General features: G+C 48.3%; 10 protein-coding genes and 1 pseudogene. 9 read left to right on the forward strand and 2 right to left on the reverse strand.

Going from position 1 to position 17,633, the window contains the following annotated elements; genetic code table 11:
- Positions 1 to 304: 304 nt before the first annotated feature.
- Positions 305 to 1,222: a hypothetical protein gene (locus C0Q44_RS07605; protein ID WP_105406725.1), complete on the reverse strand. Its 918-nt coding sequence runs from the start codon at positions 1,220 to 1,222 to the stop codon at positions 305 to 307.
- Between the two features lie 300 nt (positions 1,223 to 1,522).
- On the opposite strand from C0Q44_RS07605, the gene efeO reads away from it, so the two are divergent.
- Genes efeO through C0Q44_RS07620 form a run of 3 tightly spaced genes read left to right on the forward strand, consistent with a single transcriptional unit; the run spans position 1,523 to position 5,681 of the window.
- The gene (gene efeO / locus C0Q44_RS07610; protein ID WP_258166204.1) at positions 1,523 to 2,419 is read left to right on the forward strand and encodes an iron uptake system protein EfeO; all 897 of its coding nucleotides are present in this window, start codon (positions 1,523 to 1,525) and stop codon (positions 2,417 to 2,419) included.
- 4 nt (positions 2,420 to 2,423) lie between these two features.
- Positions 2,424 to 3,704 carry an iron uptake transporter deferrochelatase/peroxidase subunit gene (efeB, locus tag C0Q44_RS07615; RefSeq protein WP_105406726.1) on the forward strand — a complete coding sequence of 427 codons (1,281 nt, stop codon included), beginning with the start codon at positions 2,424 to 2,426 and terminating at the stop codon, positions 3,702 to 3,704.
- A gap of 60 nt (positions 3,705 to 3,764) precedes the next feature.
- Positions 3,765 to 5,681 (forward strand): FTR1 family protein, encoded by a 1,917-nt coding sequence (locus C0Q44_RS07620; RefSeq protein WP_258166205.1) that lies wholly within the window; start codon positions 3,765 to 3,767, stop codon positions 5,679 to 5,681.
- Positions 5,682 to 5,864: 183 nt separating this feature from the next.
- On the opposite strand, the gene C0Q44_RS07625 is transcribed toward C0Q44_RS07620, so the two are convergent.
- Entirely contained in the window at positions 5,865 to 6,938 is a 1,074-nt protein-coding gene (locus C0Q44_RS07625) for a LacI family DNA-binding transcriptional regulator (RefSeq protein WP_105406727.1), read from the reverse strand.
- Between the two features lie 533 nt (positions 6,939 to 7,471).
- Between C0Q44_RS07625 and C0Q44_RS07630 the strand changes: the two genes are divergently transcribed.
- From C0Q44_RS07630 to C0Q44_RS07655, 6 genes and pseudogenes are all read left to right on the forward strand, one after another.
- Complete coding sequence (locus C0Q44_RS07630; protein ID WP_258166283.1) at positions 7,472 to 8,332, forward strand: ABC transporter permease; 861 nt, start codon at positions 7,472 to 7,474, stop codon at positions 8,330 to 8,332.
- A 16-nt stretch (positions 8,333 to 8,348) separates the two neighbouring features.
- A complete protein-coding gene (locus C0Q44_RS07635) occupies positions 8,349 to 9,230 on the forward strand; it encodes a carbohydrate ABC transporter permease (RefSeq protein ID WP_105407642.1) in 882 nt (293 codons plus the stop codon).
- A gap of 96 nt (positions 9,231 to 9,326) precedes the next feature.
- The gene (locus C0Q44_RS07640; RefSeq protein WP_105406729.1) at positions 9,327 to 10,934 is read left to right on the forward strand and encodes an ABC transporter substrate-binding protein; all 1,608 of its coding nucleotides are present in this window, start codon (positions 9,327 to 9,329) and stop codon (positions 10,932 to 10,934) included.
- 99 nt (positions 10,935 to 11,033) lie between these two features.
- Entirely contained in the window at positions 11,034 to 12,512 is a 1,479-nt protein-coding gene (locus tag C0Q44_RS07645) for a glycoside hydrolase family 32 protein (protein WP_105406730.1), read from the forward strand.
- 19 nt (positions 12,513 to 12,531) lie between these two features.
- A pseudogene (locus tag C0Q44_RS07650) lies at positions 12,532 to 13,424 on the forward strand (ROK family protein).
- Positions 13,425 to 13,598: 174 nt separating this feature from the next.
- Entirely contained in the window at positions 13,599 to 17,441 is a 3,843-nt protein-coding gene (locus tag C0Q44_RS07655; protein ID WP_308737394.1) for a GH32 C-terminal domain-containing protein, read from the forward strand.
- Positions 17,442 to 17,633: the final 192 nt, after the last annotated feature.

Raw genomic sequence — 17,633 nt, forward strand, 5'->3', positions numbered from 1 at the left:
AACCCAAAAAGACCTTCCCCGCGTAGACTGGGAAAGCCTAAATGCCAATCTAAAGAGTCTGGAAAATTTATATCTATTGGGATAACCATTTACACGAAAACGTAGAGGACAGAAAGAACCTAAAGAAGCGGAAGCTAAAAGCTTTCTGCAAGAAAGCTGCTTCGGAAGCATATGCTTCGCCTTTATCGCCAGATTTTCACCTTTGTAAAAGTGAATTAAAAAAATCTGGAGATAACAGCGATCGGAAGGTTATTCGTTCATCGAAGTAACAAGTGTATGTATGCTTTATTCCAACTGATATATCTTACAGACGACCAAATGGAGAAAGCATCATGCTGATCAGTTCAAGAAAGATTTTACCAAGCATGCGATATAGAATAAAGAACAATACCACATTGGCGATCAGGACGCTGTACATGCTATCGATAGCTGCTTTGGTTCTGTTCAGCGGATAGTGGAACAGTACCGCATTCAGCGCGACGAAAATAATGATATACGAGACCGTCAGCAAGGAGATCGCGATGGAATACGAGATGATAATAAACAGATTCGCCAGAACAAGGGATACGACAGCAGGAACTAGCAATGTACCGAACTGGGCAACCAGTGTTTTGGGACGGAATGTTATTTTTTCAATCTTCAGAATAGCGTACATCAGTGCAATAGAGGCAATCAGGATCATGACAGTGAACAACAGCGGTCGGATAAATCCACCAATGAACAAACCGTCCATGCCTATGCGACTAAAGGTAATTAAGAAGTATGTAGAAGATAGGATTGCAATAAGGGCCATCGTTAGCCATCCACTTAGTGAATGCTGGTCACCAACGGTTTTCATCGACTGATACGGACGGGCCAGTACACTGAGGAAATAAGACAGATACTGTTTGCTAACTTCTTTGGCTTGCTGAACTTTCTCATTCTGCACGATATTATTCCACTGATTGGAGTGGGTATCACCTGTAGAAGCAGGGTCATTGCTGCTTGCTGATTCTGCTGTGTGTTGCTTGGATGTAGAGCCGGGCGGAGTGTTGGGTGGAACGGGTGCATGGGAAGAGGTGGCCTGCGTGCTGGACCAACGGGTGTATTCGGGTTCGGAAGCAGCAGCAGATTCCGGGTTCGGTACAGGAGTGGGCGAAGAGGTAGTTTGCGTAAGATTAGAGCCGCACCTCTCACAAAAATGGGCATCTCCATTTTCATGATTACATACTGGACATTTCATGACATAAGCCTCCAATTTCTAGAAATAATGAGCAGGGTATACATTGTGTCTCATTTTAACGGTTGATGACGAATTTTGTCTATGTTTCGCAGGAATTAATACCCTATATTCACCAAGTGAAATCAGGGATGATCGAATCTCATATTTTCATATTGACATAACGATAACGTGGAATTATGATGTCATTACCGAAATTGATAATCATTATCAATAAGAGAACGTTGATTCAAGGGCACTTTCTTGTTGGCATTCGTGCAAAAAGGTTGGCCTAATCTATATATCCATAGGGAGTGTGTTAAGTTGAAAAAAATATTGGTATTGCCAGTTGTTGTGCTGGCTACTTCGGTTTTGCTCGCCGCTTGCGGCAATGATGAGGCTGTTACGGACAAGTCTTCAGAGACAACCGCCGTTGTGAATGAAGGCCAGACATCTGCAGAGAGTGGAAATACAGCAGGTCAGGATGCAACGGGCGGGGATTATACAACAGCTGTAGATGGTTATCGTACTTTTGCTATACAGCAGATCGATGAATTCGTGAAGGAAACCGAGAAGTTCACGGATGCCGTGAAAGCCGGGGATCTGGAGACTGCCAAATCATTATATGCACCCGCTCGGATGTACTATGAACGCATTGAACCGGTCGCCGAGGCGCTGGGGGATTTAGACCCGAATATTGATGCGCGTGACGGAGATGTTGAGGCTGCCGACTGGCGCGGATTCCATCGGATTGAGAAAGCATTGTGGGAAGATAACACGACTAAAGGCATGGAGGAATATGCGGATACGCTGCTTAGTGATGCGAAGCTGCTGCGTGCCAAGGTTGAGACGATGGACATTGATGCCAGCCTGATGGTGACGGGTGCGGTGGAATTGTTGAACGAAGTATCTTCCAGCAAAGTGACGGGAGAAGAGGAACGGTACTCTCATACGGATCTGTATGATTTTGCAGCGAATGTGGAAGGGGCTCGCGAGATCTATAATCTGCTCAAAGATGATTTGGCTGTCAAAGACAAGGATCTGAACCAACAGATCGCAGACCGATTTGATGCACTGGAGAAAGAGCTTGCGCCATTTAAAGATGGAGCCGGTTACGTATCTTATGAAAAGCTGACGGATGCGGATGTACGTACATTGAGTCAGAATCTGGATGCGCTTGCGGAGCCACTGTCGAATATGGGACAGGTATTGGGAGTGTAGAATAATGACCGAGAAGAAGGAAGATTCGCTGAAAAAGCCGTTGTCACGGCGTGAAATGCTGAAGCTGACCGGCGTAGCTGGACTCGGTCTGCTTGTTGGTGGGAGCGGGGCCAGCGGTCTGATGGCGCTGGGTCGCAAGAGTCAACCGGCGCTCGCTGTGGAACAAGCCACGCCGGATGAGAAGGGCCTGCCCTTCTATGGCAAGCACCAAGCGGGCATCCTTACCCCGGCGCAGGATTTCATCTGCTTCGCTGCCTTTGACGTGACCGCAGGTACCGTGGGTGAGCTGCGTCGTCTGTTCCAGAACTGGACAGCGGCTTCCGCCGCCATGGCTGCCGGACAGATGATCGGCGAACATAATACCACGCTGAATACGCCGCCCACCGATACGGGCGAAGCGGCAGGCCTGACACCGTCACGTACCACGTTGACGTTCGGTGTGGGGCCCTCTTTGTTTGACGGGCGCTTCGGATTGAAGGGCCCGAAGCCTCGGGGTCTGCGCGATTTTCCGGCTTTTGCCGGTGATGCGCTGGACCCGCAGTGGTGTGGTGGCGACCTGTGCGTACAAGTCTGCGCAGACGATATGCAGGTCGCCTTCCATGCCATCCGCAACCTCGCGCGCATTGCGCGAGGGCACGCGGTATTGCGCTGGACCCAGGAGGGCTTCCAGCGCACAGGCCGAGCCGACCCTGCGGGTGGAACACCGCGCAATCTGCTCGGCTTCAAGGATGGCACCGGCAATCCGGATACCTCGGATGCGGTGCTGATGGACCAGACCGTCTGGGCACAGCCAGCGGATGGTCCAGGGTGGATGGCCGGCGGTAGTTATATGGCCGTCCGCCGGGTTCGCATGCGTGTGGAGGTGTGGGACCGCTCCACACTGAAGGACCAGGAGGCGACCTTTGGCCGCCACCGGGATAGTGGAGCGCCGATAGGCAGCCACGGCGAGTTCGATCCGGTGGATCTGCAGGCCAAGTCCACCGATGGGCAACCCGTCATTCCGGCAACGTCGCATCTTCGTCTTGCCAAGGGAGATGGAAGTCAGCAGATTTTACGCCGTTCCTACTCGTATTCGAGTGGGTTGGATGCCAAGACGGGGCAGTTCGATGCAGGTTTGCTGTTCATTAGTTATCAACGCGATCTGGACAAGCAGTTTATTCCGATTCAGGAACGGCTCGCGAAGAACGACAAATTGAATGAATATACGGTGCATGTCGGCAGTGCGGTGTTTGCCTGTTTCCCGGGTTGCTCCGAGGGACGATATATCGGGGATACATTGTTTTGATGGAACAGTAATCATGAGAAGGAGGAGCACGATCAGGTTCCAATCATGAGGAGGAGCGAAATGAAATTGAACATGGGAATCGCATACAAGCAATCGCTGATTAGGCAACGTAAAGGAAGAGGATTGCTGCGTATACCATTAACCCTGCTCATATGCCTGATGATCACGTCCGGGATGACAGGGTATGTGCCGGATCGTACCATCGCCTATGCTTCAAGCTCAAGCTTGTCTTCCAAGGTAGAGACTACTACGGAAGATCTGCTGGATTCACTGCTCCCGCCTGTGGGAAGTGCACTGGTGGAGGCAGGTCAAGGCAAGCTTGCGGAAGCAATTCGGGATGTGGGCGAGTTTCAGGAGTTATGGAAGCAAGCAGTTACATTGCAACCGGAACAACGTATAGATCAGGTAAGTGACTTGGTTGTTAGCGTAGACAACATCTTGGCGAAGGTTCAAGAGGCTTTAATAAACAAAGATACCGATACAGCCAAGCAGGCGCTTGCGGATCTGGCCCGGGAAACCAATCGGTATATCGAGGCATTTCAGGGGACGGAAGAGAGCGGTGATGCAGGTCGGAAAGCGGCTGAAAGCCTGATGCCTGATGCCCGTACCAGTCTGAGCGCGATGGAAAAGGGCGACTGGACGCAGGCTGATCTTGCCTACAAACGGATCGTTGCTGCTTGGAAGGGCACAGAAGCTCCGATTCGTCAGGACCATTTTGGCGTATACAGCCAGTTGGAGAAAGAGATCAGCTTAATTCGTGTTGCGATGCAAGCGGAGCCCCGCAAGGAAACGCAGGCAATCGAGCGGATGCAGAATCTGGTCATGTTGCTGACAGATTACAGTGCGGGTACACTCCAGGATGGCGAAGTCGAAAATATCACAGCCGCTTCGGGCGTGTCCTCACTGACTGATCTGCTGAAATTGCTAGAGCAGGTTCAGCAGCAGATTCAGACAGGAGATACGACTACGGCTGCTACGGGGTTGGAACAGTTTATCGTCGCTTGGCCTTCGGTGGAGGGACAAGTACAGATATCTTCTCCCGCTTCCTATACAGCGATTGAGAACGAGATGACGGAAGCGTCTGGATATCTCATGTCGAATCCACCGAACACAGTGAAGGCAACCGAGGTGGTTTCTCGAATGATGGACCGACTGGAGCCATTAACTGCTACTACCTCTTATACCGCATGGGATGCAGCATTAATCCTGCTCCGTGAAGGGCTTGAAGCTATTCTGGTACTGGCGGCTTTACTGGCTTATGCCAAAAAAAGTGGGCAGAGCGTTGCACGTCGCTGGATTTGGGCTGGAGCAGGAAGTGGTCTCGTGCTCAGTGCCGCGCTTGCGGTCGTTCTCACACTCGTTCTGGCTGCGGCATCCTCAGGTAGTACGCGGGAGATGATTGAAGGGTATACAGGTCTGGCAGCGGTTGTTCTAATGTTGACCGTGGGGCATTGGATGCACAGCAAATCCAGCGTACGTTTCTGGAATAGTTATGTGGAGCAACAGGTTGGTGGTGCGTTAGCACGCGGAAGTTTGTGGTCTCTTTTTGCCGTAGCAGGGCTTGCCATATTGCGAGAGGGTGCAGAGACCGCGATCTTCTATATCGGGATGGCACCTGCCATTGAGACATCGCAGATGTTGATCGGTATTGGTGTAGCATTGGTGATCCTTGTTGTATTGGCTGTGGCCATTATTCAATTCAGTGTACGTCTGCCTGTACGGTGGTTCTTCCTGACCGCTACGTTGCTGATCTATTATCTGGTATTTCGGTTTCTGGGGGAGAGCATACATGCTCTTCAAGTATCGGCAACGCTTGGCGCACATGTGGCTCCTGAATTGCCTACACTCAGTTGGTTAGGCATGTATCCAACCTGGGAGACGTTTATTCCACAGATGTTGGTACTGATCTTCATGATCATCAGCTTGATTCGCACAGAGGTACGTTCAGCCAAAGGAGCAACCGAGGCGTCCATCTAGCTTGAATTGGCAGATTAGAGGCTACATTCAATAATTGCGTCATATCATGATTAATGACTAAACCATACATAGGGAACCCCTAAATCCCTATAAAAATAGCCGTATCCTTCACGATCCATTCAGCGTGAAAGATACGGCTATTTATTTTTCGGAATTCTATGGGGGATCTTATTAATTGTAAGTTTAAGAGCTGGCTTCTACAGTCTGCGGGTTGGTCTTCATTAATGTGGGCGTGGATTCCCGTATAATCGGTTTGGTCACCATATGTGAGATCTGATAGGGCTGTGACGGATGATCAATCCGGGATAAAAGCATCTCGGCAGCCTTGATGCCCATTTCGTTGCTGTAAATATGAACCGTCGTTAAGGCAGGCTCAATAATCTGTGATTCAGGCGCGTTATCGAATCCGCATAGGACGATATCCTGCGGTACAGTAACATTCCTTGCTCTCAACGCTCGGATCAGATCCACTGCGATAAAGTCGTTGGCACATACATATGCATCAGGCAGCGACTTTAATCCGGTCACGCGCTCGTTTAACCAGCCGGGCTTCGAGAAGAACAGACGGTCATCATCCACAATGCACTGGGCCAGATCGACCTGCAATCCTGCTTCCAGCATGGCCCGCTGATATCCAACCCAACGTTCATTGAAGCTCTTACAATGATTGTAATCCCCCGCAAATCCAATATTGTTGTAGCCGCTCTCAATTAAATTGCTAGTTAATTGATATATGCTGTGCTCGTTCTCCATCATCAGCAGATCTGCATGAAATTCCGGGTAACGTATGTTGGAAGCGCAATCGATAAAGACCGTGGGAATTCCCAAATCGGTAATAAGCTTCGTGTAATTCAGATCGAATAACTCGATGCAAATGATACCATCCACATTGGAACGATCAAAATTGTTAGGGAGTGTAAGTAAGTCCTGATCCATCTCACGTACGATATGGATGGAGAGATTGTATCCCTCTGCACTGATTCGTTTCTCCAAGCCGCTGATCACCAACGAGCCGAAATGAGATGTATTAGGCAGATTTTCCGTTAACAGGGCAATATTGCGTGGGGTCTTGATTAGAGTATGCTCACTTTCCATGTACGCGAACTGTTTATATTTAAGTTCAATTGCTTTTTTTATGACACGATTCCGTGTTTCCTCTGGAATATTCCCACTGTCATTCAGGGCTTTGGAGGCCGTATTTCTGGAGATGCCCAGAGCATCGGCGATGTCCTGAATCGTGACTTTTTCTTTTGCCATCTCGTGTTTCACCTCTAATGATCAAATGATCGTCCATAGTATTATCTAAGTCAAATGTATAATAGTTCAGAGTAAATAGCAATCTCGACTTTACATATGCACAATATAGTTTACGTTATTTATTCATATTTTTGCTTGTGTGTGCATTTGTAGCTCCGAATATATATACTGCGAAGTTTATTTTCCAATGTTTTCTTAAATGAGAAAGAGGATTAATCAATTGAACAAGCATCATATATGCATTATATGGGTATTCAGTACGGAAAAAACACATAAAATGTTATTGAATGCACAATATTTTTTACATAAAGCATTGACTAATGCCTATATCACCTGTTAAATTGTAAATTATTAAATGAGCAATTGTAAACATTGAAAACCCTTACTACAGACAATTGTCAACTTCAGGAATGAACGGAGGTCATGTGTTGGATAACACAGTGGATACCAAAAAGGGTACAAGAAAGGCGTTGAAAGAGAGGGCATCGACTAGTCACAAGATACAGCAGCTCAAAAAAAACTATTTTTTGTATATGTTGCTCGCACCAGCTCTGATTCTGACCCTTATCTTCAAATACATCCCGATGTACGGAGCCATTATCGCATTTAAAGATTTTAGTCCGATCAAAGGCATCATGGGCAGTGAGTGGGTAGGGTTGAAGCATTTCGAGAAGTTTTTGGCATCGCCCAATTTTGACGTCATTTTTATGAATACGCTTAAACTTAGCTTTTTTGGATTGTTATTTAGCTTTCCAGTGCCCATTTTGCTTGCTCTTATGCTCAATCAGGTACGTAAAGCCGGCGTGAAGAAAAATATCCAATTGTTTCTGTATGCACCCAACTTCATATCGGTTGTTGTCGTTGTGGGTATGCTGTTTATCTTTCTATCACCGACAGGGCCGATTAACCAAATCGCTACATGGATTACCGGTCAGCCGATCATGTTCATGTCTGAGCCTGAATATTTCCGCTGGATCTACATTTTGTCGGATATCTGGACCGGAGCAGGCTGGGCTTCTATCATTTATGTTGCGGCTTTGGCCAATGTTGATCCAGAACTTCACCATGCGGCGAATCTGGACGGAGCAAATCTTATTCAGCGTATTCGTCACATCGATCTTCCGACCATTCGTCCGATTATGGCCATCGTATTTATTCTTGCCGCTGGCGGGATCATGTCCATTGGATTTGAGAAGGCTTACCTGATGCAGACCTCCATGAACCTGCCTTCCTCCGAGATTATTGCCACGTATGTTTATAAGGTGGGCTTGCAATCCGGGGATTACGCTTACTCTGCCGCTGTTGGATTGTTCAACTCGGTCATCAATGTCATATTACTGGTTACTGTGAATCTGATTGTGAAGAAATTGAATGAAGGCGAAGGTCTTTATTAAGAAAGGAATGTTATTCATGGTAGTCAAACATACGGGACTGGATCGTCTGATCCTCGCACTGAACGCGATTTTTCTCACCTGTGCTGTACTGGTTGTGGTTTTGCCCCTGATATACATCGTTGTTGCCTCATTCATGGACCCGACGGTGCTGCTGAACCGCGGATTGTCCTTTAATGTATCCGACTGGAGCCTGGATGGGTACCAGATGATTTTGTCCAATCCGGCTATGATCCGAGGTTTTGCGAATGCGGTGCTCTACTCGGTTTCCTTTGCATTGCTGAGCGTAACCGTTTCCGTATTTGCAGGCTATGCCTTGTCGGATGAAAGGCTGGCAGGACGCGGATTCTTCATGATTATATTCATCATTACCATGTTCTTCGGTGGCGGATTGATCCCCACATATCTGCTTGTCCGTAATCTCGGCATGCTGGATACCGTGTGGGCAATTATCCTCCCCGGAGCCGTCAACATCTGGAACATCATTCTCTCCAGAACCTTTTTCAAAGGGGTACCGCGTGAACTGAAAGAAGCAGCCAATGTGGATGGCGCCTCCGAGATGAAGATTTTCTTCCAGATCGTCATTCCGTTGTCCAAACCCATCATTTTTGTACTCGCATTGTACGCGTTTGTGGGGCAGTGGAATTCCTATTTTGACGCCATGATTTATCTGGATAATCCTAAGCTCCATCCGTTACAGCTCGTACTGCGTTCCATTCTAATTCAGAATCAGGCTGCACCGGGCATGATCAGTGATCAGCTTGCCATGGCGGAACTGAAACGGCTATCAGAAATGATCAAATATTCAGCTATTGTCATTTCGAGTCTGCCACTCATCATTATGTATCCGTTCTTTCAGAAATATTTCGAAAAAGGTGTCATGGTAGGTTCGCTTAAATAATGACGCTCAAATAATAGCCAGCTAGAATTATGGCGAGGTTTGGCCCGCTAGAAATGGCAAAAGTTTGACCCAACACAATCCATGGAGGTCATGATCATGAAAAAAGTGAACAAGTCCAGAAAAGCTGTTACAACTGCATCCATTTCCATGTTGTCTGCCATGCTTCTGCTCTCAGCCTGTGGCGGGGGTGGAGGCGGTGCAGCAAGCGAAGCCCAGTCACCTGATGGCAAAGTGACATTGAATTTCATAACCCAGAGCTCTCCGCTGGCTCCCGCTGATCCGAACGAGAAGCTGATTTACAAAAGACTCGAAGAGAAAACCAATATGCATATCAACTGGAAGAACTATACGAGTGATGTGTTTAAAGAAAAAAGAAACCTGGCGGTAGCCAGCGGTGATTTGCCAGATGCCATTTTTGACGCAGGTTATGGGGATTATGATCTCCTGAAACTGGCGAAGGATGGGGCCATTATTCCACTAGAAGACATGATTGAGCAACATATGCCCAATCTGCAAAAGGTATTAGAGGAAGCTCCCGAATACAAGAGCATGATCACGGCTCCAGACGGACATATCTATTCATTTCCCTGGATTGAGGAACTCGGCAGTGGCAAACAACGGATTCAGGCAGTGGATAACTTGCCCTGGATCAATGTGGAATGGCTGAACAAGCTCGGACTGAAGATGCCAACGACAACCGAAGAACTGAAAGAAGTGTTGATTGCGTTCAAGACCCAGGACCCGAACGGCAATGGCAAAGCAGACGAAATTCCGTTGTCCTTCATTAACAAGCCGGGCGGAGAAGACCTGACCTTTCTCTTTGCGGCATTTGGACTCGGGGAGAACTGGGACCATACCGTGGTGACTGATGAAGGCAAAGTGGTCTTCACAGCAGCTGATAAAGGTTACAAGGAAGCGGTCCAATACATTCATGAACTGGTTAAGGAAGGTCTCGTAGATGTGGAAGCGTATCAGCAGGATTGGAATACGTATCTGGCCAAGGGCAAAGACAACAAGTATGGCATGTATTTCACCTGGGATAAGGCCAACATTACAGGCATGAATGATACCTATGATGTTCTGCCTCCTGTTGCCGGACCGAGTGGCAAGGCCAATGTGACCAGAACGAACGGCATCGGACTCGACCGGGGACGTATGGTTGTTACTAGCAGTAATAAAAACCTGGAATCGACAGCGAAGTGGGTGGACCAATTGTACGATCCGCTCCAATCGGTACAGAACAACTGGGGAACGTATGGCGATGAGACACAGCAGAATATTTTTGAATTCGATGAAGCCAAAGGCATGCTGAAGCATCTTCCGCTGGAAGGCGCTGCACCTGTGGAGCTTAGACAAAAAACAAGCGTTGCAGGACCGCTGGCGATTCTCGACAGCTATTACGACAAGTACACAACCAAACCGGAAGATGCCGCATGGCGTATGGAGCTTCTCGACAAAGTTATAGTTCCACACATGAAAGCGGAGAACGTCTATCCAAGCGTGTTCTTCTCCATTGATGAACTGGACCGCCTCTCCACGATTGAGACCGATCTGTTCGCCTATGTGCTGCGTATGCGCACGGAATGGTATCAGAACGGAAAGATCGATCAGGAGTGGGATGCCTATCTGAAAGAGCTGGATCGTCTTGGACTGCAAGAATGGCTTCAGATTAAACAAGCAGGATATGAACGCAATACCAAATAAAACAAATCAGATGAGGGGACGCTGCCTTGCTTAACAGCAAGATGCGTTAGTAATGTAGTGTTTTCTCTTCAACGGTTTGATTCAAAGGAGTTAAACTACATGTCTACCATTTCAACATCCGATTACCGGGGCGTCTATCATTTCTCACCCAAAGAGAAGTGGATGAATGATCCCAATGGCATGGTATTTTTCAAAGGTGAGTATCACTTGTTCTATCAGCATCATCCGTTTGGCACCACATGGGGACCGATGCATTGGGGACATGCAGTGACCAGGGATTTGGTCACGTGGGAAGAACTTCCAGTGGCTTTGGCGCCAGATGAACATGGCATGATATTCTCCGGCAGTGCTGTAGTGGATTGGAACAATACATCTGGATTCTTTGATGATGAGCCAGGACTGGTGGCGATTTTCACTCATCATCTAGAAATGCCCAACGATCCTCCGATTCAGAAGCAGAGCCTTGCTTATAGCCGGGATAGCGGCAGAACCTGGATCAAATACGAGGGCAATCCGGTGCTGGAGCATGAATCGTTTGTGGATTTCCGTGATCCCAAAGTATTCTGGCATGAGCAGACTGAGGAATGGATCATGATTATCGCGTGTGGTCAAACGGTATGCCTGTACCATTCTCCCGATCTAAAGGATTGGACACTGGGCAGTGAATTCGGCGCAGGGATCGGTTCGCATGACGGCGTATGGGAGTGTCCTGACTTGTTCCCATTAGTAGTGGATGGGGATTCAGGGCAGGAAAAATGGGTGATGCTCGTCAGCATTGGTGCAGATCCTGCCTTCAAGGAAGGCTCCAGAACCCAGTACTTCACTGGAGAATTTGATGGCATTACGTTTGTTCCGGATGAAGCTTCGCATCGGATTCGCTGGCTTGATCATGGCCGGGACAACTACGCAGGGGTCAGCTGGTCCGACATTCCGGCAGAAGATGGAAGACGCCTGTTTATGGGCTGGATGAGCAACTGGATGTACGCTAACCAGACGCCAACTGAAGATTATCGCGGGGCAATGACCATTGCGAGGGAGCTGACATTGGAGACAAGGGGCGGAGAAGTCATGCTGGTTCAGCGTCCTGCGCGTGAGCTGGAGCAGGCCCGCAAGTCCGTATTATCGTTACAGAATGTGTCCATCAGACAAGTGAGCGAGCAGTTGAATGCATTGCAGCTTGTGAACTATGAGATTGATGCGGAATGGTCTTCAGCATCCTCTGTTCAATTTGCATTACGAAGTGGTTCGAATCATGAAACGCTCGTGGGCGTGGACGCTAATCTGGGTGAAGTATACGTTGATCGCAGTCGATCAGGTATCATCGATTTCCATGAGCATTTTCTGGGTCGCCATGCGGCTGGGTTAACAGCGGGGAGTGGCAATCAACGTTTGCGTATCTTTGTGGATCATGCCTCCGTAGAGGTATTTGCCAATGACGGTCAAGCGGTGATTACCGATCTGATCTATCCAGATGCGGGCTCCAAGGGAATCTCTGTTCATGCCGAACAGGATATGATATTCCATTCGCTTCATATCTACGAACTATTCCCCATCCAAGCCAAAGGTCAATCGAAATGAGCGCAAGGGGGACGGGACGATGCAGATAGGCGCCATCGAAGCGGGCGGAACAAAGTTTGTATGTGGGGTAGGGAATGAAGAAGGAAGAATTGAAGATTGGTGCAGCTTTCCAACGGAACATCCCGACACCACACTTGCGAAGGTGATCGACTATTTCAGGGATAAGGAAGTGGCAGCCATCGGCATCGGCTCTTTTGGCCCCATGGATCTGCAACCGGATAGTCCCACCTATGGCTACATTACAACGACCCGAAGCCGGGCTGGGAAAACTGTAATGTGGTCGGTACCTTGAGAAGTGAATTTTCGGTTCCCTTTGGATGGGATACGGATGTGAATGCAGCTGCCTTGGGAGAAGTCACCTGGGGAGCAGCGCAAGGATTGGACAACTGTGTGTATTACACCATCGGCACAGGTATTGGGGTTGGACTTGTGGCAGGAGGCAAACGTGTGCATGGCATGTTGCACCCGGAGGGTGGGCACATTCGGACGAGAAGGCACCCGGAGGATCATTTTGCCGGATTATGCCCGTATCATGGCGACTGTTTGGAGGGGATGGCCGCAGGACCGGCCATTCAGGCCCGTTGGCAGCGTCCAGGTAGTGAACTGCCAGCAGACCACTCGGCATGGGAGATCGAAGCCTTCTACATTGCAGAGTCTATTACGACCGCCATTCTGCTTCATTCGCCGCAAAAGGTCATCTTGGGCGGTGGAGTGATGCAGCAACATCATCTGTTTCCCATGATCCGGGAGCGGGTGGTACAGAATTTGAATGGATATGTGAATGCAGCTCAGATAACGCAACATATCGACCAATATATTGTCCAACCCGGATTGGGACAGCACGCCGGACTATGCGGTGCCCTTGCATTGGGGTTGGAAGCGTTACAGCAACATGCCAAGTTGAATTCATAGTATTTGATCCATTGTATCCCGTAGGGGATGGTTGCAGGTTTACTTTTGCTTCAGCGTTTTGCATGGGAAGTCGCAGGGCTGAATGTATGCGAAATGTTCGCTTGAAGAGACTGCTGCGCCATCCCTTACGGGATTTTTGTGTCATCCACTACAACAGGAAAAGAGGGAATGCTTATGAAATGGATCTTTCGATCCATCTGTTGTGTTCTACTAACATGTGTCCTTGGTTCATCTTCTGCAGGGGCGTATTCGACAGCCGCTCTAACGGATACCGATAAGGATACTCAGTCAGGAAGAAAGCAGACATCGGAGGGATTAGTGAAACAACAGGGAAAGGGGGCTCCGATGTTGATCAATGGGTCCAAAGCAGATACCAATGTGTCGGATTGGACATTGCAGGGCGGAGGCAGTCTGGAAGATACGGATGAAGGATTCCATTTGGCTTCGGATGCTGGGGAGAACGTGATGGCTGTATCAGCCACAAGAGCTGATAATTTTGTCTATGAAGCTGATGTGATGATTCAGGATATGAAGGCTGATGCCAGTCTTGTTTTTCGATCCAATGATACAGGCTGGTCTTCGTATATGCTGCAAGTGGTTCCCCAGGCGGGTGTAATACGTCTAAGAGATGCAAGTGGACAGCCGGGAACGTTAAATGTAGAACATAAGACGAGCCTGAAATCCGGAGGTATCTACCATCTGAAAGTGAAAGCGGATGGAGAGAGCCTTCAGGTATATTGGGATAATCAGTATGACCCGGTAATAGATGTGAAGGACAATGCCTATTCGTCAGGATATCTGGGGCTCCATGTATGGGATGGGGCGGCTTTGTTCCAGAATGTTCAGGTGAGTATGATGAATGGCAACACGGGCAAACCGATTAATGCCGCGGGCGAATGGCAGCCGGATCTAAAAGGCTATAGAGGTAAAGGAAATGCTCAGAGCCAGGGACGGATCATTTACGAGAAGGCGGCATCTGATTTGGTATATGAGGGAAATATATCTCTGGCCCATACGAATGTGAGTTCCTCGGCGGCATTGCTGTTCAGGGCTAATACAGACGGAACGAGGGGTTACGAAGCAGTCCTGATTAGAGAAGGAGAAGAAGCCAGGGTACAACTTCGAAAAGCAGGTGGTACCGTGCTCGCCAGCTCGAATCGAACGTATCCCAGTCAACCGGGAGCGAGGCATCACATCGAAATTATAGCTTCGGGCAGCTTGATTCAGGTGTATGTGGATGGTTACACACCTCCGGCTGTTGAAGTCACAGACACAAGTTATGCCAATGGAAATGTTGGACTTGTGGTTCAACAAGGTATGGCTTATTTTCAGGATATCTATGTGACGGAAGAGTCCATCTACTACAAGGAAAACTATCGACCTCAGTACCATTATTCTCCGATTCGGGGATCAGTCAGTGATCCGAATGGACTGGTCTATTATGATGGTGAATATCATCTGTTTCATCAGGATGGAGGCACCTGGGCTCATGCTGTTAGTACGGATCTTATAAAATGGAAGCGTTTACCTATTGCGTTACCTTGGAATGATCAGGGTCATGTGTGGTCGGGATCAGCGATTGCTGATCTGAATAACACATCCGGTCTGTTCACGGATTCAGGTGGAAAAGGTCTAATTGCGTACTACACTTCCTTTCACCCGGATAAAACTGGCGGCAATCAGCGCATCGGTCTCGCCTATAGCACCGATCAAGGACGCAATTGGCATTATGCTAAAGATCGCCCAATCGTAATTGATAATCCTGGCAAGAATGGTGATGACCCGGGAAGCTGGGACTTCCGTGATCCTAAGGTCGTCTGGGATGGAGATCACGATCGCTGGATGATGGTCGTGTCTGGCGGGGATCACATCCGGTTCTTTACTTCAACCAATCTGCTCGATTGGACGTTAACTTATAACTTTGGATATGGCGATTACATTCGTGGTGGTGTATGGGAGTGTCCCGATCTCATTCAGTTGCCTGTTGATGGAACGGGACGGCGGAAGTGGGTGCTGATGATCAGTACAGGGGCGAATCCGAAAACTCAAGGATCTGATGCGGAATATTTTGTGGGTGAGTTGACAGCAGAAGGGAAATTCCTGAATGATCTTCCGGCAGGTCAAGTGTTGAGGACGGACTTTGGTAAGGAGTTCTATGCATCAATGTCCTTTGCGAATATGCCTGATCAGCGGAAAGTCATGCTTGCATGGATGACGAATTGGGACTATCCGTTTGAATTCCCAACCTCCTCTTGGAAAGGACAATTAACCATACCGAGAGAAATATCTCTTCGAACCACGAACGAAGGAGTTCGTTTGGTACAAACACCAATTACGGAGCTTCAAACACTGCGGCAAAACCTGTACAGTATTGAGCAGTTGAGGATGGGGCCTGATTCCAAAAATCCGCTCGATGGCCTGACGGCAGGGGCGTATGAAATTGAAGCCGAAGTGGAAATTCCAGCTAACCGTGCTGTAGCCGAGTTCGGTTTTCATCTGCGTCAAGGGGAGGGGCAGCAAACCACAGTAGGATACAGGGTGGATCAGCAAAACATGTTTGTGGATCGCACTGCATCGGGGGACGTGAGCTTTTCCGACTTGTTCACCAAGGTTCATGAGGCTCCGTTACAACCGGAAAATCAAAAGGTGAAGCTGCGCATATTTGTGGATGAATCCTCCGTTGAGGTTTTCGGTAATGATGGCAAGGTTGTCTTCTCGGATGTCATTTTTCCAGACCCTGCGGGAAGAACAATGGCTTTCTATAGCCTTGGTGGGGAAGTGAAGGTGAACTCCATGAAGGTGTACGCCTTGGACAACATCTGGAGAGAAGGCACATCTTCCAGAACTCGGGTCATTGCAGATACCCACAGAAGAACGACAAATATAGGGCAGACCCAAACATTGTACGCGACGGTAGAGGGCGGACCGGGAAAAGGTGCTCAACCGTTGAAATGGAAAGTAAGTGATCCTAAAGTGGTGAAGATCGTTCATGCTGACAAAACAAAAGCGACGGTTCGTGCTGTAGGCAAAGGCAAAGTCTGGGTGACGGCTTCAACGGCTAACGGCAAAGCTTCTGCCAAAATCCCCATTGTGGTATCCAACGGCACATTCGATACCAACTTGTCCGGCTGGAAGTCGGATAAATCCTCTGCCGATTGGCTTGTTTCCGAACAAGGCATACAAGGCAATTCTAGTGGGGATGCACAGTATATTGCCCAAGAAACGGCAGGCGATTTCCAATATGATGTTGACCTGACGCTGGATGCTCAGGGCGGAGCAGGCTCTGTTATATTCCGTGGAAGCGAGGATGGACGAAGCGGCTATTACTTGAATGTGGACCCCAATATGAAGGCCATCCGACTTTTTTATAAAGTGAACGGAAATTTCGAAAAACGGCAGGTGCTTGCTCAAATTCCGAGATTCATTCGTAAGGATCATACGTATCACATCCGAATTCAGGCGAACGGGCCTCGAATCCAGGTTGATGTTGATGGAGAGCGAATGATGAATATTCAGGATGGGACGTTTGCCGAAGGGCATTTCGGTGTTCATGTATTTGGAGGAAGTGCATCCTTTCAGCATGTGAATGCAACCCATAGGAAACAAGCCGAGTTGGAGCAGGTGATTATTCGTAATGCAGGACGTCCCGTTGTGATTCGAGCTGTTCCCTCTGAAGAAGGAGAAGGGATAAAGGTTGCTGGCGAGGCAGAGAATGTAAGTGAAGGTTTCCAATGGGTGATGGTACCAACTGGGGATGAGTCCGGCTCTTACTCTATTCGAACCTTGAACGGAATGGCGCTGGATTGGGATGTAGGACAGAATCGTATTCAGCTCTATTCGTATCTTGGTTATGCGAATCAACGTTGGCACATTGCCAAGAACGAAGATGGGACGATGCGCATTACCAGTGCTCATAACGGGGACGCACTCGGCATAGCCGAGGACGGGTCAAATCTGGTAATGGATGAGCTTCGCCAAGAGAACGAGGTTCAAAAATGGGTGTTTAAGCAACAATAATGGTGAAATAGATACAGGTGTAGATTACTCAACCATATGAACTCTCTGAAGAAAATGTGCAATATAATTGCAGCGCTTCCGAGCTATCGTTCGCTTTTATGTGTAATTACCATGTTAACTATATCTTTTTGGTTGCCTATAATCGTATATTTATGTATAATCAATCGTGTTAACACGTCGAATGTACGGTAG

Origin of the sequence: Paenibacillus sp. PCH8, from assembly GCF_002968835.1 — a bacterium.
Taxonomy (GTDB): domain Bacteria; phylum Bacillota; class Bacilli; order Paenibacillales; family Paenibacillaceae; genus Paenibacillus.

Coding starts and splice junctions, on each gene's coding strand:
- C0Q44_RS07605 (WP_105406725.1), bottom strand. CDS start 1,222: ATGAAATGTCCAGTATGTAATCATGAAAATGGAGATGCCCATTTTTGT.
- efeB (WP_105406726.1), top strand. CDS start 2,424: ATGACCGAGAAGAAGGAAGATTCGCTGAAAAAGCCGTTGTCACGGCGT.
- C0Q44_RS07620 (WP_258166205.1), top strand. CDS start 3,765: ATGAAATTGAACATGGGAATCGCATACAAGCAATCGCTGATTAGGCAA.
- C0Q44_RS07625 (WP_105406727.1), bottom strand. CDS start 6,938: ATGGCAAAAGAAAAAGTCACGATTCAGGACATCGCCGATGCTCTGGGC.
- C0Q44_RS07630 (WP_258166283.1), top strand. CDS start 7,472: ATGTTGCTCGCACCAGCTCTGATTCTGACCCTTATCTTCAAATACATC.
- C0Q44_RS07635 (WP_105407642.1), top strand. CDS start 8,349: ATGGTAGTCAAACATACGGGACTGGATCGTCTGATCCTCGCACTGAAC.
- C0Q44_RS07640 (WP_105406729.1), top strand. CDS start 9,327: ATGAAAAAAGTGAACAAGTCCAGAAAAGCTGTTACAACTGCATCCATT.
- C0Q44_RS07645 (WP_105406730.1), top strand. CDS start 11,034: ATGTCTACCATTTCAACATCCGATTACCGGGGCGTCTATCATTTCTCA.
- C0Q44_RS07655 (WP_308737394.1), top strand. CDS start 13,599: ATGAAATGGATCTTTCGATCCATCTGTTGTGTTCTACTAACATGTGTC.